Below are 19,168 nucleotides of genomic sequence, written 5' to 3' on the forward strand. Positions count from 1 at the left end.
CCCTCCTACAAATAGACGCCGTGCAGGCGCTCATCGAACTCCCTGACCACCTTCGGTGGCGAGGTACTGGTGATGGATCGGCGGACGGTCCGAGCCCGTTCCACGATCCGGCCGGATCGGTACTCGATGCCGGTGTCCAGCGCGCGTGACGCGAGGGCGAAGGCGGCCTCTACCCGTCCGGCAGCAAGGTGACCGGCGGCGATATCGAGGACCACCAGGGCGCGCTGCTTGGCGTGGCCGGTGGCGAGAGCGGCGGTGTCTGCGGTGAGCACCCAGTCCGCCAGGCCCAGGCGGGCACCGCAGGTGACCCGGCAGGCAGCGACCTTGGCCTCATCGAACACGAAGACCCAGGGCCACGGAGGCGGCCCCTCCAGCGGCAGGCGTTCGGCTGTCGCCCGGCTGCGGATCAGGGCACGGTCGGCGGCGCGCTGGTCGCCGGCAGCGGCGTGGGCCAGGGCCTCGACCGAGGAGAGCCACGCGTCAGCGATAGCCGGACGCTGCGGACCCAGGGACCGCCGGGCAGCACTGGCCAGGGTCAGGGCCTGCGCGCCGTTACCGGCGTGCGCCTCGAACTGCGCGAGGCTGCCGATCTGGTAGGCGGCCAGCAGCGAGTCTCCGGCCGACCGGGCTGCTTTGATCGCCGAGCCGTACCAGGTGCGGGCTGATCCGTTGTCGCCCATGTCCCAGGCCAGCCATGCCGCCAGGCTAGCGGCCTCGCTGCCGACACCCGCCAGCCGGGGTCGCTGACCGGCGGGGGCCGACTGGGCGAGGGACTGGATCAGTCTCATATGGGCATGTACGGGCTCTGCGAGGTCCCGCGATGGCGTCGAACCGTCCAAGCGCCGGTATGCGGTCGTGTTCAGCCGCAGTGCCGCGCTCTGCTGGTGCGCGGCCTCGTGCAGCTCAGGCAGTACCGCCAGGGCGGGTGCGGCTGCCGCAGCGGCCACTCCGCCTAGAAATTCTCGGCGTTCCACCTGCTCGGTTCCATCTCTTGCGATCCCGCTGGGTTCAGCGAGCCCGACCATTGCGGCCGGGATATCCAGGTGGGCGGACGCCGCCGCGAGGAGGTCCGTGGCGTACGAGCCCGAGCCTCGCTTCTCCAGTCGGGAGACCGCCGATTGCGAGAGCCCACATGCCTCCCCTAACTGTTGCTGGGTCATCCGTGCTGACTTGCGGGCCAACTCGATGACCTTGCCGTAGTTCCCGGCGCGAGATGCCTCCCTGGCTGCTGCCCGCCAATCCACCGTCTACCCCCCACGTTACGAGTTTCGACCCGCTGGCGACCGCATCGGTACCCGCTCCGCGCATATCCGTATGCGGTCGCCGCATCGGCGATGGTCCCACGGACGGCTAAGGATTTTGACTGGACGTCAGCGGCTTCCGAAGCTGGCCAACGAGTCTCCTCGTTCCCCCGGAGGGCTGTCCCGAAGCGCCGCCGTCCGGCCACATCCCCCGTTGGGGCCGGGCGGCGGCAGCCACCTCCCACGTCCGCCAGGAGTCCCGCCCGTGACATCACCACCACCCCTTCCGCGCCGGATGCCCGCCGACCGGGTACGCAGCACCCAGCTCGCAGACGCCTCGGACTGGACTGCATGGTCCGACCCGCAGGAGGCAACCGAACGTGCACCGGGAGAACCCTGCCTGGTGGGGAACCCGTTCGCGGGACAGCTGAGGATTTGGCCGTCCGGGCACGGCGAGGACGTCCGGGAGTCCAGCGAGGCGTGCCATGACTGATCGGCCTATGGCACACAGGTTCCAGCTGGAGCAGTGGCGCGGTTGGCAGGCGTGGCGTCGCCGGTATCGGTACGAGAAGGCGGGGCGGCCGTGATGACCGATGAACCGCCCGTGATCGCACGGCATGCCATGACCATCCGGGTGAAGAAGGAGACCGTCGCTGGCGAGTGGGTCGAGGTCAGCTCCCAGGCCGTCGAGAGCGACTACCGGCCTTCCGGCATCTACTCGCTGGGCCACTGGCCCGTCTGCCGGTGCGAGCGCCACCGAGGACCCGAGCCGGAGACCCGACCGGCCCCATGAGCGGGGTGCCCGGCCGCAAGCCCTGGCGGACGACACGGCCGGGCACCCCTTCACCAAGCTCCGCCGGCGTACCCCGGGCGGACGCGGCGGCTCCGGGCTTTCGCTCCCCTGCGGCGGGGTCGCCGCACCCTTCCCGGAACTCACCCCCCGGACCGGCCCCGACGGGGCGATCCTGGAAGGGGTGACCCGCCTTCGACCAGATCGAGGTAGCCGTCATGACCGCTCGGAGCATTGTCAGCGCAGACCAGGCCACGTCCTGCTACTTCCGGACCTCGGTCGATCACCCCAACCGCAAGGCGCTGATCCAGATCCACGAGCCCTGCAACCTGGGGTGCGCGCACTGCTTCGTGTCCGCCTTGAAGGACGGAGCCACGATGCCCCTGGACCTGATCCGGTCGCACGTCATCCCCCAGCTCCTGGCCGCCCGCGTGAACCGGGTGACCCTGACCGGCGGCGAGCCGTTCCTGCACGCGGATTTCCTGGACGTGGTGCGGGCCTTCCGCGAGGCGGGCATGGGGGTGGGCCTGTGCACCAACGCCACCTTGGCCACGGACGACACCATCGCCGCCCTGGTCGAGATCGGGGGGGTGCACGTCAACGTCTCGTTGGACGGCTTCGCCGCCGACTCCCACGGCAAGTTCCGGGGCGACCGGGCCTCGTTCCAGGTCACCGTGGACACCGTGCGGAAGTTCGCCGCCGCCGGTCTGCTCCAGGGGCTGCTGTGCACCCCGAACAGTCTGGCCGAGGACGAGGAGTACGCCCAGCTGTGCGCTTTCGCCACCGAGCAGGGGGCCTCGTACGTGCTGATGAACCCGCTGTCGAGCATGGGGCGCGGGGTCAAGAGCCAGGGCAAGCTGGCCCAGCCGGACGACCACATGCGGCACATCCACGACCTGACGACGCCGTTCGCCAGCGACACCATGGACTTGGTCCACATTCGGTTCCCCAACGACTCCAAGCCGCTGGCGAACTGCGAGTCGGGTCGCGGGACGGCGCGCTGCCGGCGGTCCAACCGACCAGCACCCTGAGCCCTACTCCTGGCCGGCCGGTGCCAGGGACGCTTCCGGGACGCCCAGGGCGACCGCGACAGCGCGCTGCGCCGCGCTCCACTCCTGGGCAGTCACCGTCTCGTCGTCCGCGACGCTGTTCAACCATCCGGTGATCTCGTTCGGGTGCAGGCGGTCCAGGTCGGTCGGAATCTTCAGCACAGCGGCATTCCCGTCGGTCGGCTGGTCGGCTGGTCGGCTGCGTCAGGGACGGCAGGGTGGTCGGCCTGTCCCGCCAGGACGGAGCGGGCCGGGGCGAGTGGGGGTTCGAGGACAGCGGCTTGGACCGGGACCATCCGCAGCCGGGACAGCAAGTGTTCCAGTGCCCATCGGTTGGCCGAGTGGGCGATCACCAGGATCCTGCTGCCGTTCCATTCGGTGGCGAGGTCATGGAGGAAGGCATCGGTGGCGGTGACGACCTGGCGGTAGCTCTGACCGCCGGGGAATGGATTGTCGATGTGCTGGGCTCGCTGGGCGGCGACAAGGCAGACCGGGCTTCCGTTGTGGTCGCCGTAGTTGCACTCCCGCAGTCGGATGTCCTGGTGGATCGGGGGCCGACCGCCGGGGAACGCGATCTGGGCTGTCTGGACGGCGCGTTGTAGGTCGGAGGTGAACACAGCCGCGAAGCCATCGCCCGGCCGGCGCTCGCCCAGCTCACGGGCCTGGCGGCGGCCCAGTTCCGAGAGCCGGCCCGGGAGCCAGCCGGTGGCGATGTCGGCCTCGTTGTCGGTGGTGGTGGCGTGCGTATCGTAGACGATCTCGACTGCCATCAGGGCTCCCAGATGTTCTCGACAGGTCAGGCGATGTCGGCGAGTGGGCGACCCCCCCAGTGGATGCCTTTCTCGCTGCGGATGCGGGCGCGTTCACGGCGCTGGACGGCGAGTACGTCGAGGTGGCGGAGATCGCTTCCCGGACGTGCGGTGATCGTTTCCCCCGGGCACTTCACGCCTACTCGCGCTGGCGCAACGCCAACGCCCGCCACCACGACGTCCTGGCCGCCGAACGCAGGGAACGCGCCCGCATACGCAGCGAGAAGGGTATCCGCTGGGGTGGACGGCCCCCGCACCCCTCAGCCTGACGCTACCCGGCGAACCAAAGCGGGCCCGCTAGTCTTTGTAGACCGGCTGATCGGTACGGCCAGTGGCCTGCCGCCAGTGCGAGCAGATCGTGTCAACGCTCGTCCGGAAGCCCGATTCGTTCTGGCCCCGCTGTGACTGCATCGCTCCAGGAAGCACCACCGGACGACCATGCAGCAGGTGGACACGTACGACCCACCACGATCCTCCCCGTCCTGACCGACGCTGGGCTTCGACCATGGTGACGTCACTCCAAGGAATGCGTCGACGGCTCACCAGCGTCCGCAGCCGCATGCCTTCGGGTGCCAGTTCGGTCACGCCGAACATCCGGTTGACCATGTAGAAGGCACATGGAAACCAGATAACTGCGAGCAGCGCGGGCAAGAACCACCGCGCCGCTGCATGCGCAGCGAAGACCATGTACAGCGCCCACGCCCCCATCAGGAGAGTCAGGACACCAAAGGCGAGCAACGCGGAACGCCGCTCCCTCCGGCTGAATGCTATGCGGGACTCGGTCACGCGCACATGCTAGCCAGAACCATAGGAACCAGTCCTCGGCCGACCGTGTCGCCAGTCGATGCGGCTCGGAACAGACCCTTGGCCACCAGCCGGGCGTGTCGGTAACCCGGCGAACCATCCCGGTAAGAGCACTAGCCGAGCGGCGCGGCCGTCGCGGCGGCGGGTAGCCGCAGCCCAGGTCCACGTACTGGCGGATCCCGCCGAGCGCGGCGTCCACCACCGCCTGGCGTCCGAACTCGTACCGCAGCTGCGCCGACTGGCGCAGCGTCGGATCGGCGCGCAGGAGCCGCTCCACGAGTGCCCGGTCGACCGGCCGGCCCTCATCGCGGCCGGACAGCTCGGCACAGACGGCGGCTGCCCGCGCGTGCGGCGACCGGCACCTGCTGTACCCGGGATGCTCGGCACACGGTGCTCCGTAGCCCGGGATCATGATCGTCGTCCTTTCCGGTCAGCTGCGGGAGTGGCCGCGGCACGTGTCGGGTGGCTGGTGTAGCCCACGGCGGCGATGATCGCCGCGCAGTGGTCCTGGCTTCGGGAGCCGGTGAGCCGCCGCAACTGCCCGACCCGCTGCACGACGGTGCGCGCGGAAAGGCCCTGCTCGTCCCCGATCTGCCGGGCTGTACGCGCCATGAGCCACCCGGCGACGACCTGCTGCACCGGTTCGGGCAGGCGCTCGGGGGGCACGGTGGGATGCGTGGACGCCAGGACGTTGGCGCGGTCGATCTGACCGGTCTCCACGGCCCGGGCTATCGCCTCCCGTGTGCACTGCGCGCCGAAGTACGTCGTGATCCGGTAGAAGTTCCTGACGATGGCCGGGGGCGTGATGTGAAGCTGCTCCGCCAGTTCGGCGCGTGGGATGCCCACCGCCGTGCTGCGCAGGATGGTCCAGGCCCGGGCTGACAGCTGCTCCGGCGCGGGCGCGGCCGGGATCACCTCGTCCTGGGCCTCGGCGAACGTCAGCGCGCCCATGCCGCCCAGGACCCGCCGGACGGCCATCTCGCCTACGCCGTACCGCTCAGCGATCGTCCCGGCGTCCGACCCCTGCGTGAACATCTCCACGATCCGTGTGCGGACGCTGAAGTCGCCCAACTCGGCGAGCTGGCGGTGCATGGCGCGCTGGGACTCGGCACGGGGCCGTTCGGGGGTCCGCCAGCGCTCGATCTCGCTCTTCAGCAGGCGGTAGTCGATCTGGTAGAGGTGGGCCAGGTCCGCCAGCGTCTCGCCGACCTCGTCGTACCGGCGTTCCAGGTCCTCCTGGAGCGTCCGCACCTTCTTGTCACCCGGGCTCCGGTAGGACGTCGGCCCCCGGCGCTTTGTCGAGCGGGGCCGCTTCGGTGTGCCCTGGGCGTCCAGGATCCTCTGGATCGTTGCCGGGGACACACCGAAGAACGTGGCCAGCTCCTGCATGCTCCACTGGTCCTGCGGATTGCTGTACAGCAGCGAGATCAGCGTCTTGGGCAGCCGAGCCACGTACTGGCGAGCGATGGTCAACGCGCCCGCCCGGCCCCTCAGCGGCACTCCCTGCTGGCGCAGAATGCGGCGTATTGGCTGCTCTCCGCACGAGCACCGCTCTGCGATGGTGCGGATGGCGCAACCGCCTTCGTACCACTCAACGATCTCACGGACCGTCAGGGGCACATTGGATGTCTCGGACAAAGTGCTCTCATCAGAAGTCGAGCCGGCGGGGAACGAAGGACGGTCAGCAGCCGTCCGGCAACGGGCCCGTCAGGTCCGCGCGCGGGTCCTGGCGGCGTCCGCCGGGGTGCCAGGTGGGGGGCCGCCGCGCAGCAGCCCGGGTGGCGCGCAGGGTCTGCTGGAGCGCCCGCAGCTGCTCCAGGCTGCGGGCCGGGCTGGCGGCGACCAGCTCCTGCTGGTCCAGGGCCGCCGCCAGGTCCCGGATCCGCGTCGGGTCGCTGACGTAGTGGGCACCGGCGCTGGTCTCCCGCATCGACACCACGATGGGCCCCGACCCGCTCGACAGGGTCAACTCACTGACGTGGGAACCCTGGGCTGTCCGCTCCCGGTACTGCGGCAGCACCCGGATCACGGCCATGCCCAGGGTGACCGCGCGCCGCAGGACAGCGATCTGGGGGATCATGATGTCCGGCTCGGCCTCGGCCAGGGTCAGGACAGCCCCGTTCAGCACCACGCTCACGGGATCGAAGCGCGGTCCGCGCCTGCGCAGAGGGATCGGTCTGGCTGCGGCCGACGGGTTGCCGGGATCCCGGTGCCAGACCCCGTTGACCTTGCCCCGCAGGCCCTGCGCGTACGCGTCGGTCTGGAACATGCCCGGGATGATGGAGGTGCACCCGAACCTGACCCGTGATGCCCGCCGCTCCAAGTACGCGGCCCGCTCAAGCCAGCCGGGGCCGTGGTCGGTGCACGTGTGCGGGTCGGTGCCGGACCGCACCTGGTCCCACATCCGCAGCAGTGCCCCGCGCTCGGCGGTCGAGGCCCGGTAGAGGACGCACAACTGGCTGACCCGCCCGCGAGGCAGGCCCACCATCCCACGCTCCAGCCGTGAGACCACGGCGAACCGCAGACCCAGGTGCCGCGCGGCCTCGTCCTGACTCAGGCCGCTGCGCTTGCGCAGGATGTACATCTGGGCCCCGATCACCACGTACGCGGCCGGGACCAGGGCATCGCGCTCACCCATGGCCGCGGCCCACCCCACCCGGGGCCCCGTCGGCGCCCCGATACGCGGCGATGACGGCCGCCAGGCCGTCATCCAGGCAGGTGGGGTTCGCGGCCAGCAGCAGGCTGCGGTGTAGGTCGGCCGCCGCGCGGCCGTCCAGGCAGCACGGCCCCTGGGCGCCCAGCAGCAACCGCCGCGCTCGGCCGCCGAGGAAGACCAGCAGCATGACCTCCAGCCGGTCATCGCTGCGGCGTGTCCGTGGAGTCAGCACCGGGCCCAGCGCGGAATCGGGCACCGGCGCCAGGACCCGGTCGTACCGCCACTCACGTAACGCGGTCACGACCGGGCACCCCCGACCCGCGCGAACACCGCGCTACGCGGGTCGTCGAACCACATCGACTGCTTGCCCTCGGGGGTGATCGTCAACCCGAAACGCTCCAGGCCCGGCCGGTTCCGCGCCTCGAACCACTGGTGCACGGACTCGACCTCGCGCAGCAGCCCACGAGGACCGAACCGCCGCACCTGCGCGCCCGCCTGACCCGCACCGTCCAGGTCGAAGCGCACCCACGACTCCCAGTCCGCCGTGTGCAGCCACACCCGCGCCACCGGGCTACCCGCATCCGGCTGCTCCCGCAGGAACGCGACGTCCCGCAGTCGCGCACCCATGACGAACCGCTCGTCGTCGTCCCGCAGGACACTCCAGATGTCCAGGCCGCTCCCGCAGGGCTCGCCGGCGTCCGCGCGGGGCAGCACCGGATCGTGGCGCAGCTCACGGCGCTCCGGCAGGAACGACCCGTGGCCGGCGAACCGGCCCTCGGCCGACCGGTCGGCGGCCACCCGCGCCTTCAGCGTGCCCCACGCGCCCCAGCTCGTGCACCAGGGCGTCACGATGATGCCGCCGGGCGCGGTCTGGTCCACCCACGCCGCAGGCACCGAGGACACCGCGTACCCGGACACCACCCGGTCGTACGGCGCCCGGCCCGGCCAGCCCTCGGCACCGTCACCGACCACGTTCGCCACGCGCAGATATTCTCGGCCGCCCTTGGTGGTGTTCACTTCCGCCTGCTCGGACAGCGCGGCATCGACCTCGACCGAGGTCACCCGGGAGTCGGGCAGATGCTGCGAGATCAACGCAGCCGTCCAGCCGGTACCGCCGCCCAGCTCCAACACCCGGTGCCCGTACTCCAGCTCCAGATCCGTCAGCAGCCGAGCCACCGCGTGCGGGCGCGGCACCGAGCTGGTCACCTGCGTCCGAGAGTCCGGCTCGCTGCCCGTACCCGGCTCCCACCGCACCACCGCGTAGGAGTCCTGGTAGGCGGCCCGCATCCATCCCTCGGGGTCCCGCGCCCGGTCGAACCGGTGGTAAGGCTCGCCGCCGAGCGGCGCCCAGATCACCTGGGGCATGAACCAGTGCCGGGGCAGCAGCGAGAACGTGTCCAGCAGGCGGCCCGGCAGCACGCCGGACGCCCCCAGCTTCTCGACCAGGTCGGCCCGCAAGCGTACTGCGGTGATCGTCGTCGACGGCATCGGTGCCCTCATTCGGTCTTGTGATGGGTGGTGGTCGGCAGCGACCGCCGACCAAGGGGGTGGTGTCCTGTGCGGCCGGGGCGGGCAGGCGCCCGGCCGCACAGGAGATCAAGAGGCGCGCAGTCCCGCGTGGGACAGCGGCGCGGCCACCGGTACCGGCCGGGGCAGTCGGGCACTGACAGCGCGGTGCCCAGCGTTGTCCGGCGCGCCAGCAGCAGCGCTGGGGCCGGTCGGCGCGGGGGCGGCTTCCTCGGGCAGGCTCAAGACCAGCCACACGTCCTTGCCGGTGGCCCGCAGTTCGCACCCCCAGTCGTCGGCCAGGGCCTCGATCAGCTGCATGCCGCGCCCGGACTCCTCAGTGCCGCCGGCGCCCCGCGCGCGGGGCACCACCCGCGAGGAATCGGACGCCACCACAAGCACCCGCCCCGGCCGGGCCGCCACACCGACCTCCACGGTCCCGCTGGTGACCTCCCCGTGCTGGATCGCGTTCGCCACCAGCTCGGTCACCAGCAGCTCCAGGGTGGCCGCCGTCTCCTCCGTGAGGCCGAAACCCCAGAACAGGAGCTGCGCCACGACCCGGCGCCGGGTGAAGGCGACCGCTGCTGCCGTGGCCGGTACCGACCAGCGGATCCCCTGACCGCAGTCGGGCGGCGTCATGACGGCTCGCCGTCCTGGACGGCCGACGACCGCCCCGCCGAGGTGAAGAAGTCCACCTCCGGCTCCAGCAGGTGCCGGTGCGGCTCGGGCCCGGCCGCACCGCGCACCGCGGCTGCCGCCGCCACCCGCGCCGCCGACACGAAACCCCCGGACAGATCGAAGCCGGGGACGCGTAACTCGACCTGCACGACAGCCAGGTCGGTCGGGATCTTGGGGTGGTTGCTCGTCCTGCGCTGGGGGAGCGGCTGAGACGATGACACGGGAACTCCAGGGGGCAGCGCGGGACGGAGGACTTCTTCCGTCCCGGGGTTCGGTGGCTCAATCTGGCGCGTCAGGCACTGATTCCAGCCGGATTGCCTACTCAGCGTTGGGGCATCGGGCGTGAGTAGTCGTGAGAGCAGCAGACCTTGATCCTTCTCAGCGTGAATTCCTGTACCTCGACGACTCACGCCCGGAGACGGGGGCGGACTGCACGCCGCTCGCCGTGCCCGAAGTGGGGCAGCGAGTGACGTAACTCCATGTCAGCACGTTTTGAGGGGGCTATGTTTCACAAAATGTGAAAGCCGAAGCCCCACCCTGGATGGTCCCAAGATGGGGCTTAAATGCCTGGTCAGGGCCGTTATACGTTGATCCAGGCGGCGTACCGGGCTAGTCGCTCGGAACGCTTCTTCTCGGCGCTGACCAGGCCGAATACGGTTTCACGGACCAGTGGGTGCCGACGGGCCTGTTCCGGGGCAACTTCGGCCGCACGCTCCAGTTCTTCCAGGGCTCCGAGGTGCTGGCCATGCTGGCCTTGGCCCTGGCCATGTCGATGTGGTGGTGGCCGATCCGGGACGGCAACCAGCCGCGGGGAAGTGGAGGTTCTTCGCTGCCTTCACGGCTTTCTCCGGCTCGCCGGCCTCGACCGCCGTCATGGTGCGGTGGACTTGGACATTCGTTGCCCCGAACCCAAACCAGAACTGCTGCCAGTGCCCTTCGCCGACCTGCTCGGCATCCGCTGGGCTTCGGTGAGATGGTGCTTGGTGGCGCTGTCGTCATGCTGCCTGGCTGCGATGACTGAAGCGCCGAGGTGAAGCTGTCCCCGAGCTACCAACGCACCGGGTGTCCGCTCGTCGGTGCCGTCGAGATACCGGACCCCGGATGCGTTCAGTCGCTCACAGGCCGCGTAGTCCTTCTCACGCAGGTAGGCGGTTACCCGCAGGTACTCCCGTGCGGCCCGCAGCCCGGGGGCCCGGTCGCCGGCCTGCGCAGCGGCCCAGTCCATGCGGGTGAGAGCGACAGCGGAGAGATCCGGCATCCGCATGGCGATGGCGTAGGTGTGGCCCAGGCGGTACGCCTCGGCGAGCAGTCCCCACACCTCTACCTGGTCGCGGCCGGTCCACAGGTGGGCGGCCGTGTGGAGCTCGGCCAGGAGGGCGGGCAGCCGAGTAGCTATCCGTCCATAGTTCGCTGCCTGCCCGACCTTGTTCGCGGTGGCGACGGCCTTCCGCAGGGTGGCGAGGGAGCGGGGCTGGATGGTCTCATCCGGAGGCAGGTCGTAGAGGTCGAGGGGCGGACCGGAGCGGACCGGCCAGCGCCAGAAGTGCAGCAGCATCCATTTGGGCCAATGTACGACGCGCTGGTCAGCGCCTGCGGGTCAATCAGGAGAGCGCGGGCGCATGCGGCGATGAAAGCGGGAGTGGGCTGCCGGTTTGCTGTCTCGACCTTCGTTAACAGGCTGTAGCTGACGTTCGCAGCTGCGGCTAGCTCCTGCTGCTGTATCCAGCCGCCAGCCGGTGCACGGCGATGCGCTTCGCTATGCCAATGTCCTTCTCATCTGGCATTGTTGACTCCTCTCGGTAGTTCGCCCTACCTGGGAAGGTACCCGTCAAATGTGGACGGTGACCACGAAATGCCCTGGCTCTCACTCCCGTGGGGCCGGGGCATTCGTGATCACGCCGTACTACCCTGCCCGCTGGCCTTCGCGCGGTCGTTCCACGGGTTCTCGCTGCCGCGCTGCGCCCGGTCCAGGTACTCCCGCTTCACGGTGGAGCCGGCACCCACCAGCTCCGGCAGAAGCGCAGTCCCACCAGATTGCGGGCCCAGTGAGCACGTCACGGACATCCGGCGGACTGATCATCTTCTTGAACGGCACGTCGAGTTCTGGGAAGTCGAGCATCGCCAAGGAACTCCTCCCGATCCTGGACGACACCTACTTCCACATGTCGGTGGACGCCTTTCATGCCATGCGGGCGCGGAAGGACTTCACGTCAGACGAGCTGACTTCCGTGCTCAAGCACACCTGGATGGGCTTCCACCGCGCAGTCGCCGGCATGGCTGCTGGCGGCAACAACATTGTGGTGGACCACGTCCTGAGCGAGCCCTGGCGTCTGCTCGACTGCGTCGCCCTGTTCGCTCCCGAAGACGTGGTGCTGGTCGGAGTGCACTGCCCGTTGCCGGAACTGGAACAGCGAGAGCAGGAGCGCGGGGACCGCCCACCGGGGCTGGCCGCACGCCAGATCGCCCAGGTCCATGCCCACGGCCTCTACGACATCGAGTGCGACACGAGCACCAGCAGTCCGGCCGACTGCGCTCGACAGATCAAGGACTTCCTTCCGCGCCGTCCGACCCCCACCGCCTTCGAGAACCTCCGGGCGAACCCTTCGGCCGATCAGCCGACCCGCTGATCCAGCACTCACAGTTCAAGCAGCCACCGATCAGGTGGGGCCAAATTACTCGTTCGCGTCACGCCCCGATGATCGCCATTTGGGGCCAAATTACTCGTTCCGCTGGGCCATCGGAATCGTTCGAAGCCAGCGGGGGCGAGTTCCGCGACCAACTCGCCCAGATGTGGGCGCGACAGCCCGCAGAAGGCGCGATGGGACATGGCCGCGCGGACCTGTTTGATCTTCACACACCAGACAACTCGCGAGCCGTCCCTCCCCGCACTCACCGACCAAGATCGGTCGCACGTAGGGTCGGAGGCATGACGACAACCCTTGCCGGCAGTGCCTTCGACTCGCTCCGCTCGACGCCGTGCCCGACCAGGAGGCGCTGCGCCGGGCCTACGCACTCCCCAGCGACGCGGCCGTGCGCAAGCAGATGGCCGAACTCACCGAGCAGACCAGCTGGTTGATCGGCTGCTCATCGCTGGTCCTGGTTGCCAGCACGGATGCGAGGGCAACTGTGACGTCTCCCCGCGCGGCGGCCCCGCCGGGTTCGTCGCCGTCCTGGACGCACGCACGGTGGCGATACCGGACGCGACCGGCAACAAGCGTCTGGACACCCTGCAGAACATCGTCGCCACCGGACGGGCCGGGCTGTTGTTCCTCATCCCTGGGCGCACCACGACGCTCAGGGTGAACGGCAGGGCTGTCGTCTCCACCCGCCGGAGCTGCTGTCGCAGCTGACCGCCGTGGGAAAGCCGCCAGCCAGTGCGCTGGTGCTAGGGATCGAGGAGGTCTACCGCACTGCCCCAAGTCGCTGCTGCGCAGCGGGGCCTGGAAGCCGGAGCAGTGGCTGCCGGCGGACGCCCAGCCGACCTCGGCCGAGGTGACGCTGGCCCAACTGCGGATGCCGGAGCTAACGATCGCCGACATCGAGCAAGCGGAGGCAGACACGTTGAAGTACCGATACGAGTGACGGCCCGATCTGCGAGTGAACACCAGCCAGCCGAAGCCGCAGGCCAACACGCCCAAGATCAATCGCGGGTCAGCCCGTAACCCAACGTGCGGGTCGTGCTCCATGGCGGACGGCTGCGGGAAGGGCTGCCCGGCGGCCGTGATCGCCAACGGGGGCCGGATCGGGGACTTGGACGCCGAGGTCTGCCCGGTCGCCCCGAACCGCCGCGCGCTGCTGCCGGTGGTGGCCACCTCGTGAGCGGCCTGTTCGTGACCATCGACGGCCCCGGCGGGGTCGGCAAGTCCACCGTGCTGGAGCACGTCCGCCAGGGCTTCGTCCGCGACGGCATCCCGGTCCACGCACCACCGAGCCCTCCCACACCCGGCTCGGCGACCTGGCCGGCCGGCACCGAGACGTTCCGGGCATGGCCCTGGCCTGCCTGGTGGCGGCCGACCGCTCCACCACCTGGAGACCGAGATCACCCCGGCCGTGGAGCGCGGGGCGGTGGTCCTGTGCGACCGCTACATCGGTTCCTCCCTGGTCTGCAACGGCTGGACGGCGTGAGCTGGACACGGTGCGGGCGATGAACCGGGACGCCCTCCGCCCGGACCTGTCCGTGATCCTCAACGCCGACCCGGACGTGATCCGGGAGCGCCTGGCGGCGCGCGGCACCCACAGCCGCTTCGAGAAGACCCGGAGAGTGTCGAGAAAGAGCCCGGCCTGTTCGCGGAAGCCGCTACCTTTTGAGCGAGGTCGGCTTCCGTACCTTGGTCCTCGACTGCACCAGTCGTAGCCCCGAGCAGATCGCCGGTCTCATCTCAGCTGAGATCGCCATGCTGCTGACCAGGGGAAACCGTGCCACTGAGCAACCCGACCGAAGCCTGTCGCTGTTGACCTTCAACATCGGCGGCCCCTCCCCGGAGCGGGCCGGGCGGCAGCTCGCCTGGCTCGCCCAGCGCCCCGAGGCAGGTCCTGGTCCTGACCGAGACGACCCGGGCGACGGGTGCGCGTTCCTCGCCGACCGGTTCACCCAGCGCCGGGTACGCGGTGGCCTACCCGGTGCCCGACAAGGGCGAACGCGGGGTGATGATCGTCAGCCGCCTCCCGATGGCCGAAGCCTCACCCCTCAGCACCGCCTACCTGCCCTACCGGGCCGTGTCCGCGACCGTGAAGACCCAGGCCGGGCCGGTGGACGTCCTGGGCCTGTACGTGCCCTCCAGGGACGCCAGCCCGGCCAAGATCGAGCGCAAGCAGCGCTTCCTCGACGGCCTCCAGGCCACCATCGCCCACGGCTCCGCGTCCGGCCGGGTGGTGCTCGGGGACTTCAACATCCTGGAGCCCGACCACGACCCCCGCTACGCGACCTTCCGACCCTTCGAGTACGGGTTCTACAGCTGGCTCGGCGACAATGGGTACCACGACGCCTTCCGCCGCCTGCACCCCGGCGACCGGGAGTACTCGTGGGTGGGCCGGACCAACGACGGCTACCGCTACGACCACGCCTTCGTGTCCGACCCGCTCAGCGGCCTGGTGGACGACTGCACGTACGTCCACGAGCCACGCACGGTCACCCGCCTGAGTGACCACTCCGGTCTGTCCCTGCGCCTGGCCGTGGCCGGGGACGAGCCGCTGGTGGTGTTCGATCCCACCGTCCTGCCAGAGCCTGAGACCCTGTTCTAGGCACCCCGACCTCCCGACCCCACCGGAGTAGCACGCACATGGATCAGAACGCCTGGGACACCGTGGGCAGCCTCGTCGCCTGGCTTGACGAGAACAGCCCGCTGACCCCCGACGCCGACCGGCTCCTGCGGATCATGAAGATCGGCGAAGAGGTCGGCGAGACCAACCAGGCCGTCATCGGCGTCCTCGGCCAGAACCCCAGGAAGGGCTTCACCCACACCTGGGAGGACGTCCACGCCGAGCTGTCCGACGTGATCCTCACCGCCATGGTCGCCCTGAGCACCCTCACCCCGGACGCCGCCAAGGTCTTCCAGAGCCACCTGGACCGCGTCGCGGAACGCTCCCTGGCCTAGCCGCCCCGCCCCGCCGCCCCGCCCGGCCGTCCCGACCGGCCGGGGCAGGTCACCAACGGCCGCAGTGCCCGCAGGGAGCCCTGGGCGGTGGCACCGTGTGAGTGCAGCCAGCGATCGGCACCGGTCCTGGCTGGGGCTTCAAGCCCTTCAACTCGCTGACGCAGGCTCCACAGAGGGAGTAGGGCTCCCGCTCCACCCACTGGTCGGGGAAGCCCTCCGTCTTCTCGCACGTGGAGCACGGCCTGCCGCTGGGGGACGACACCGGAGTGTGGAGCCGGTCGGCCTCCCGCAGGGCCTCAAGGAGGCTGTTCACCGCTTCTTCGGGCAGATGGGACCACCGCGCCCGGGGCATCCGGGCGAGGTTGCCCCGGTCCCCGTCGGAGTACGGGCGAAGGCCCTGTGCTGTCTGCTGGGCCCATAGCCGGCCGACCACGAAGGAGTCACAGCCAGGGTGTGGCGGGGTCGCGGCCAGCCGAAACGCGGTGGCGGCCAGCTCGGGGTCCTGAGTACGGGAAATCACCACGTCGGCCAGGATCGCCGCGTCCTTGAAGGGGCCGCTCCCGGCGATGAAGCAGCGACGGCAGACCTGCCACTCGACCTTGTGAACGGGGCTGACGGCGAAAGCGTCGGTGAAGTCGCCGAGGACAGTGGGACCGCCGCACTGAAAGCACGAACCGGCCGGAGTCTGGTTGCTGCCGTCGACCGCATGCGCCACCCCGTCGACGGCAAGCTCATGGCCCGGATCGCGGAAGGCATCCACCTCTGCGGAGCAGCCAACAGCCGGGAGTGGATAGAGGAGTACTGGATCGACGTCTACCCCACCACGAACCGCGACTACGAGCGCTTCACCACGGCCACCGGCCACCCGGCCCCGAGCCACTGGCCGGAGGGACGAGTCCCCGCCAGCCTCGCCGACCATCCCGTGGTGTGGGTGAGCTGGCTGGACGCCAGCGCATACGCGGCATGGGCAGGCAAGGTGCTGCCCAGCAGCCGCCAATGGGAGAAGGCAGCACGCGGCACCACCGGTGAACGGTACCCCTGGGGAACCAGCCCGACCGCCGCGAAGTGCAACGTCCGCGAATCCGGCATCGCCGGCACCACGGCGGTGAGTCGCTACCACTCCGGGGTCAGCCCCTATGGCGTCTACGACCTCTGTGGCAACACCTGGGAATGGCTGTCCACGCCGGGCTCCGCCTCGGGGCGGTACCAACTCAAAGGCTCGGCCTTCACCAGCCCCTTCTACCGCTGCGAGCCGACTTCGGTCAACGACGCGTCCATGGACATGAGCGACGAGGACACCGGATTTCGGTGCGCGACACCCTTGCGGTAAGGCCCTGCCCCTGCTGACGCGATGGGGCCCGCCGGGAGTCAGTTCGGCGGACCACAATCGACCTGACGGATCACCAGTGAATTACCAGCCCGTAGCGCTCGGGCGCGGCGGCCCTCCGTACGCTGTTGTACATGACCAGCTCCGCCCCGAGCGCTCTGTACGCGGCCCGTGATGCCGCCCTGGCCGACCCGGGGATCAACACCGGCGCCGCCCGGGCCGAGCGCCTGTGGCTGGTCGTGCGCACCATCGGGCGGGGCCCGGCCATGACTCCCGCTGCCGGTGCCAGCCACCCGCCGGGGCCGCCGGGCCCAGGCATCCTGCGACGCGCAGCGCCCCACCCGCCGCCGCAGCCAGATCCACCACCGTGCGCGGCGCCGCCGCCCGTGCCCGCTCCGCAGGACTGCCCAACGGGGTCGGTGCGATCAGCGACAGAGCCCGTTTCCCGCGTCCCGGCAGCCGCCGGGCCCGGCGGGCCCTCAGGCCGTCAGTTGACGAACGGTGCTGCCGGGGGAAACGCGGGCCAGCAGGATCGGCGCCGCGGGCGCGTCCCTGGCGGCGCACCAACGGAAGGTGCCGTGCGCCTGCGGCTACCGGCATCACCGCCGGCTGCCGCGGCGTGCCCGCGCCGGGGGCGGCCCGGTAGTCGACGCCGCCGATCGCCGCCCGCTCCAACTCCTCTGCCACCTTTCGGAGATGAGAGGCGGACCGGACCGCAGAACCGCAGGGCGGCGGGTCGGCGGGTGTCAGGTCGCGGACGGCGATCGGTACGGCCACCGCGGTGCCGCTGTCGCGACGGGCGTTCGTGCCCCCGTGCCAGCGGGGCGGCGGACGTCCGCCCCACTGGGTTTCGGTCCGGCGTTCAGTACAACGGGACCGGACGGGCCGAGAGCGCCGTGACGCTGAGCGTGCCGTCGTTGATCGCTCCCTGTGCGAAGCGGACGAGCCGGAAGGTGGTCTCGTCCGGCGGGGTGACCTCCAGGTAGGACGGGGTCACCGACTTGGTGCCGTAGGGCTCGTTCCAGGCGAGGTTGGCGTAGGCGGACTGGCCCGGCTTGAGTGTGACCGTGTGCGGACGCGGGTCGGCGGCGAACCAGGTGGAGCCCCACTTGACCCGGATCGGCAGCACCCGGTGGTTGGCGTTCTGCAGCCCCAGCCCGGGGTAGCCGTAGACGGTGCAGGTCTGGTGCGAGGTGTTGGTGAGCACCAGTTCCCCGTACGCGTTGCCCATGCCCACGTGGTTGGGCGGCACGCGGAGCGAGGCGCCCAGGGCGGTGGTGTGGCAGCGCTGCGGCGCGGCGGCGGCCCGCGGAGCCGCGACGGCGGTGCCGACGCCGCCCGCGACCAGCAGCGCGGTCACCACCGTGGTCAGCGCGGCGGACTTCCTGAGATGTGCCTTCATGTTCGATCCCCCCATAGATTTTCGATCAAATTACTTAGGGGAGACGTCGGTTGACACGGTGCGGTTCCACGGCCGGGAGGTCCGGCTGCGCGGCGTCGCGCGCGGTCGGCGTCCGGCCCCGGCCGCGGTCACTTCGCGGCGTCCAGCGCGCTCCGCAGCGAGCCGATGCAGCCCCGGCCGGTGCAACCGGCCCCGGAGACCGCGTCGATCTGGGCGCTCCGCGCGCGCAGGGCCCGAGCCGTCCCGGGGGGCGTACCGGGTTCCGGATCGACCCACTGCCGGCCTGGCCCGGGGGACCGGCGGCGGCTACGGGGTGACCATGTCGGACTCGGGGTCGACCCCGTCCAGCAGTCCGCCGTGGGTCCGCAGCGCGGTCCCGTCCCCGTCGGGGGTGATCTTCCCGGGCTGGACGAGCTGTCCAACGGTCGTGGGCTTGAGGAGGACGTCGATCAGCGCGGCTGCCCGCCCCGCCCACTGTTGGCAGGCAGGGGCGGCAAGGGCCGAACCCACTCCTCGTTCGTCGGATCGCCACGTCCCACGCCACCCAAACGATCAAGGAAGGCACTTCGGTTCCAGGATCGAATGACGGTTCACCGGACACGGCCTAATACCGCAACAGGTCCTGGGGTGACGATGCTTCATTTCTCAGGCTGTTGCCTCGTCGCTCGTAGCGGCTGGTGCGGGCTTGGTGTTGTCGTCGGCGTCGCCAGTGGGACCAGTGCAGGATGTGTTCCGTGTTCCGTGTTGCGGTGAGGTGACCTGGCCAGGTGGGTGATCAGTCGCCGTCCGGCCCGCGCGCCCGGCGGCGCTTCCGCGTGCCCCGAAAGAGTAACGAATGCTCCTTGGTCTTCGCGGGCAGGCGGTCTGTATGAGCCTCTTCCCCAAGACCCGCCAGGCCGATCAGACCGACGCCCTGCGCCGTGTCGAGGAAGCCACCGAAGCGCACGCCCGCACCCGACACGAGCTCGATGCCGCCATCGCCGTTGCACTCGACGTCGGGGTGCAGCCCGAGGCGCTCCACGACGTCGGGCAGATCGAGCCCGGGCACGGAAAACATGCTGGCGACGAGGCCATTGGCGCACCGGCGATGTTCGACGCGTTCGTCCAGGGGACCATCTGAGCGGGCCGTAACTGTTGCAGCAGTCCGCCCAGCGGCTGGACACGTTCGGCGAGCCGAGCGCGCAGAACGCCGTTCGCGGTGTCGGCCGCGTTGAGCCACTCGGCGGCGACCAGCGGTTGGGTGTGCTCGGCTGCCTGTTCGCTGGGCAAGGTGGCGAAGGGTGCGATCTGCGACGGGGCCGGCCCTTCGCCG

The 19,168-nt window shown here is 70.3% G+C and carries 21 protein-coding genes and 2 pseudogenes; 9 read left to right on the forward strand and 14 right to left on the reverse strand.

The window, feature by feature from the left end:
• Nucleotides 1–5: 5 nt before the first annotated feature.
• A complete protein-coding gene (locus GXP74_RS40605; RefSeq protein ID WP_225448650.1) occupies nt 6–788 on the reverse strand; it encodes a DNA-binding protein in 783 nt (260 codons plus the stop codon).
• A 1,057-nt stretch (nt 789–1,845) separates the two neighbouring features.
• Between GXP74_RS40605 and GXP74_RS20435 the strand changes: the two genes are divergently transcribed.
• Entirely contained in the window at nt 1,846–2,034 is a 189-nt protein-coding gene (locus GXP74_RS20435; RefSeq protein WP_182452877.1) for a hypothetical protein, read from the forward strand.
• Nucleotides 2,035–2,249: 215 nt separating this feature from the next.
• Nucleotides 2,250–3,062 (forward strand): radical SAM protein, encoded by an 813-nt coding sequence (locus tag GXP74_RS20440; RefSeq protein WP_182452878.1) that lies wholly within the window; start codon nt 2,250–2,252, stop codon nt 3,060–3,062.
• Between the two features lie 3 nt (nt 3,063–3,065).
• Here the strand turns inward: GXP74_RS20440 and GXP74_RS20445 are convergent, their stop codons facing one another.
• The 11 genes and pseudogenes from GXP74_RS20445 to GXP74_RS42210 form a co-directional block, all read right to left on the reverse strand.
• Nucleotides 3,066–3,242, reverse strand: coding sequence for a hypothetical protein (locus tag GXP74_RS20445; RefSeq protein ID WP_182452879.1), 177 nt, complete (start codon nt 3,240–3,242; stop codon nt 3,066–3,068).
• The gene (locus GXP74_RS20450; protein WP_182452880.1) at nt 3,236–3,850 is read right to left on the reverse strand and encodes a histidine phosphatase family protein; all 615 of its coding nucleotides are present in this window, start codon (nt 3,848–3,850) and stop codon (nt 3,236–3,238) included. The genes GXP74_RS20445 and GXP74_RS20450 overlap by 7 nt, the downstream gene beginning before the upstream one ends.
• 336 nt (nt 3,851–4,186) lie before the next feature.
• Nucleotides 4,187–4,675, reverse strand: coding sequence for a PH domain-containing protein (locus GXP74_RS40615; protein WP_225448072.1), 489 nt, complete (start codon nt 4,673–4,675; stop codon nt 4,187–4,189).
• Between the two features lie 426 nt (nt 4,676–5,101).
• Nucleotides 5,102–6,166, reverse strand: coding sequence for a hypothetical protein (locus GXP74_RS20465; protein ID WP_182452883.1), 1,065 nt, complete (start codon nt 6,164–6,166; stop codon nt 5,102–5,104).
• 208 nt (nt 6,167–6,374) lie between these two features.
• A complete protein-coding gene (locus GXP74_RS20470) occupies nt 6,375–7,331 on the reverse strand; it encodes a Scr1 family TA system antitoxin-like transcriptional regulator (protein WP_182452884.1) in 957 nt (318 codons plus the stop codon).
• Nucleotides 7,324–7,650: a hypothetical protein gene (locus GXP74_RS20475; RefSeq protein WP_182452885.1), complete on the reverse strand. Its 327-nt coding sequence runs from the start codon at nt 7,648–7,650 to the stop codon at nt 7,324–7,326. Before GXP74_RS20475 ends, GXP74_RS20470 begins: the two co-directional genes overlap by 8 nt.
• Complete coding sequence (locus GXP74_RS20480; protein WP_182452886.1) at nt 7,647–8,837, reverse strand: hypothetical protein; 1,191 nt, start codon at nt 8,835–8,837, stop codon at nt 7,647–7,649. Before GXP74_RS20480 ends, GXP74_RS20475 begins: the two co-directional genes overlap by 4 nt.
• Before the next feature lie 108 nt (nt 8,838–8,945).
• The gene (locus GXP74_RS20485; protein WP_182452887.1) at nt 8,946–9,494 is read right to left on the reverse strand and encodes an ATP-binding protein; all 549 of its coding nucleotides are present in this window, start codon (nt 9,492–9,494) and stop codon (nt 8,946–8,948) included.
• Nucleotides 9,491–9,754: a hypothetical protein gene (locus GXP74_RS20490; RefSeq protein WP_182452888.1), complete on the reverse strand. Its 264-nt coding sequence runs from the start codon at nt 9,752–9,754 to the stop codon at nt 9,491–9,493. Before GXP74_RS20490 ends, GXP74_RS20485 begins: the two co-directional genes overlap by 4 nt.
• 650 nt (nt 9,755–10,404) lie before the next feature.
• Nucleotides 10,405–11,088 (reverse strand): hypothetical protein, encoded by a 684-nt coding sequence (locus GXP74_RS40625; protein ID WP_225448073.1) that lies wholly within the window; start codon nt 11,086–11,088, stop codon nt 10,405–10,407.
• Nucleotides 11,089–11,135: 47 nt separating this feature from the next.
• A pseudogene (locus GXP74_RS42210) lies at nt 11,136–11,255 on the reverse strand (multiprotein-bridging factor 1 family protein); the annotation flags it as partial.
• 323 nt (nt 11,256–11,578) lie between these two features.
• Between GXP74_RS42210 and GXP74_RS20500 the strand changes: the two are divergent.
• The 6 genes and pseudogenes from GXP74_RS20500 (at nt 11,579) to GXP74_RS20520 (ending at nt 16,457) form a co-directional block, all read left to right on the forward strand.
• Entirely contained in the window at nt 11,579–12,160 is a 582-nt protein-coding gene (locus GXP74_RS20500; RefSeq protein WP_225448074.1) for a chloramphenicol phosphotransferase CPT family protein, read from the forward strand.
• A gap of 299 nt (nt 12,161–12,459) precedes the next feature.
• Nucleotides 12,460–13,115: pseudogene (locus GXP74_RS20505) on the forward strand (MSMEG_1061 family FMN-dependent PPOX-type flavoprotein).
• A gap of 102 nt (nt 13,116–13,217) precedes the next feature.
• Nucleotides 13,218–13,352, forward strand: coding sequence for a hypothetical protein (locus GXP74_RS41550; protein ID WP_255528140.1), 135 nt, complete (start codon nt 13,218–13,220; stop codon nt 13,350–13,352).
• 720 nt (nt 13,353–14,072) lie between these two features.
• Entirely contained in the window at nt 14,073–14,774 is a 702-nt protein-coding gene (locus GXP74_RS20510) for an endonuclease/exonuclease/phosphatase family protein (RefSeq protein WP_370468562.1), read from the forward strand.
• Between the two features lie 38 nt (nt 14,775–14,812).
• On the forward strand, nt 14,813–15,127 hold the full coding sequence (locus tag GXP74_RS20515; protein ID WP_182452891.1) for a MazG-like family protein: 315 nt from the start codon (nt 14,813–14,815) through the stop codon (nt 15,125–15,127).
• A gap of 601 nt (nt 15,128–15,728) precedes the next feature.
• Entirely contained in the window at nt 15,729–16,457 is a 729-nt protein-coding gene (locus GXP74_RS20520; protein WP_225448075.1) for an SUMF1/EgtB/PvdO family nonheme iron enzyme, read from the forward strand.
• A gap of 859 nt (nt 16,458–17,316) precedes the next feature.
• On the opposite strand, the gene GXP74_RS20525 is transcribed toward GXP74_RS20520, so the two are convergent.
• Together GXP74_RS20525 and GXP74_RS20530 are read right to left on the reverse strand one after the other, a co-directional pair.
• A complete protein-coding gene (locus GXP74_RS20525) occupies nt 17,317–17,856 on the reverse strand; it encodes a DUF4232 domain-containing protein (RefSeq protein ID WP_182452892.1) in 540 nt (179 codons plus the stop codon).
• Nucleotides 17,857–18,162: 306 nt separating this feature from the next.
• Nucleotides 18,163–18,366, reverse strand: a complete 204-nt coding sequence (locus tag GXP74_RS20530; protein WP_182452893.1) for a hypothetical protein — start codon at nt 18,364–18,366, stop codon at nt 18,163–18,165.
• A gap of 358 nt (nt 18,367–18,724) precedes the next feature.
• Here GXP74_RS20530 and GXP74_RS20535 point away from each other — a divergent pair, with 358 nt between their 5' ends.
• Complete coding sequence (locus tag GXP74_RS20535) at nt 18,725–18,976, forward strand: hypothetical protein (protein WP_182452894.1); 252 nt, start codon at nt 18,725–18,727, stop codon at nt 18,974–18,976.
• Nucleotides 18,977–19,168 lie beyond the last annotated feature (192 nt).

The sequence above is a fragment of the Streptacidiphilus sp. P02-A3a genome (assembly GCF_014084105.1).
Lineage (GTDB): Bacteria > Actinomycetota > Actinomycetes > Streptomycetales > Streptomycetaceae > Streptacidiphilus.

Bases quoted from the DNA above. Each gene is read 5' to 3' on its own strand.
- GXP74_RS20450 (WP_182452880.1), bottom strand. From the start codon at position 3,850: ATGGCAGTCGAGATCGTCTACGATACGCACGCCACCACCACCGACAAC.
- GXP74_RS20535 (WP_182452894.1), top strand. From the start codon at position 18,725: ATGAGCCTCTTCCCCAAGACCCGCCAGGCCGATCAGACCGACGCCCTG.
- GXP74_RS20485 (WP_182452887.1), bottom strand. From the start codon at position 9,494: ATGACGCCGCCCGACTGCGGTCAGGGGATCCGCTGGTCGGTACCGGCC.
- GXP74_RS40605 (WP_225448650.1), bottom strand. From the start codon at position 788: ATGAGACTGATCCAGTCCCTCGCCCAGTCGGCCCCCGCCGGTCAGCGA.
- GXP74_RS20525 (WP_182452892.1), bottom strand. From the start codon at position 17,856: ATGAAGGCACATCTCAGGAAGTCCGCCGCGCTGACCACGGTGGTGACC.
- GXP74_RS41550 (WP_255528140.1), top strand. From the start codon at position 13,218: ATGGCGGACGGCTGCGGGAAGGGCTGCCCGGCGGCCGTGATCGCCAAC.
- GXP74_RS20470 (WP_182452884.1), bottom strand. From the start codon at position 7,331: ATGGGTGAGCGCGATGCCCTGGTCCCGGCCGCGTACGTGGTGATCGGG.
- GXP74_RS20515 (WP_182452891.1), top strand. From the start codon at position 14,813: ATGGATCAGAACGCCTGGGACACCGTGGGCAGCCTCGTCGCCTGGCTT.
- GXP74_RS20440 (WP_182452878.1), top strand. From the start codon at position 2,250: ATGACCGCTCGGAGCATTGTCAGCGCAGACCAGGCCACGTCCTGCTAC.
- GXP74_RS20480 (WP_182452886.1), bottom strand. From the start codon at position 8,837: ATGCCGTCGACGACGATCACCGCAGTACGCTTGCGGGCCGACCTGGTC.
- GXP74_RS40625 (WP_225448073.1), bottom strand. From the start codon at position 11,088: ATGCTGCTGCACTTCTGGCGCTGGCCGGTCCGCTCCGGTCCGCCCCTC.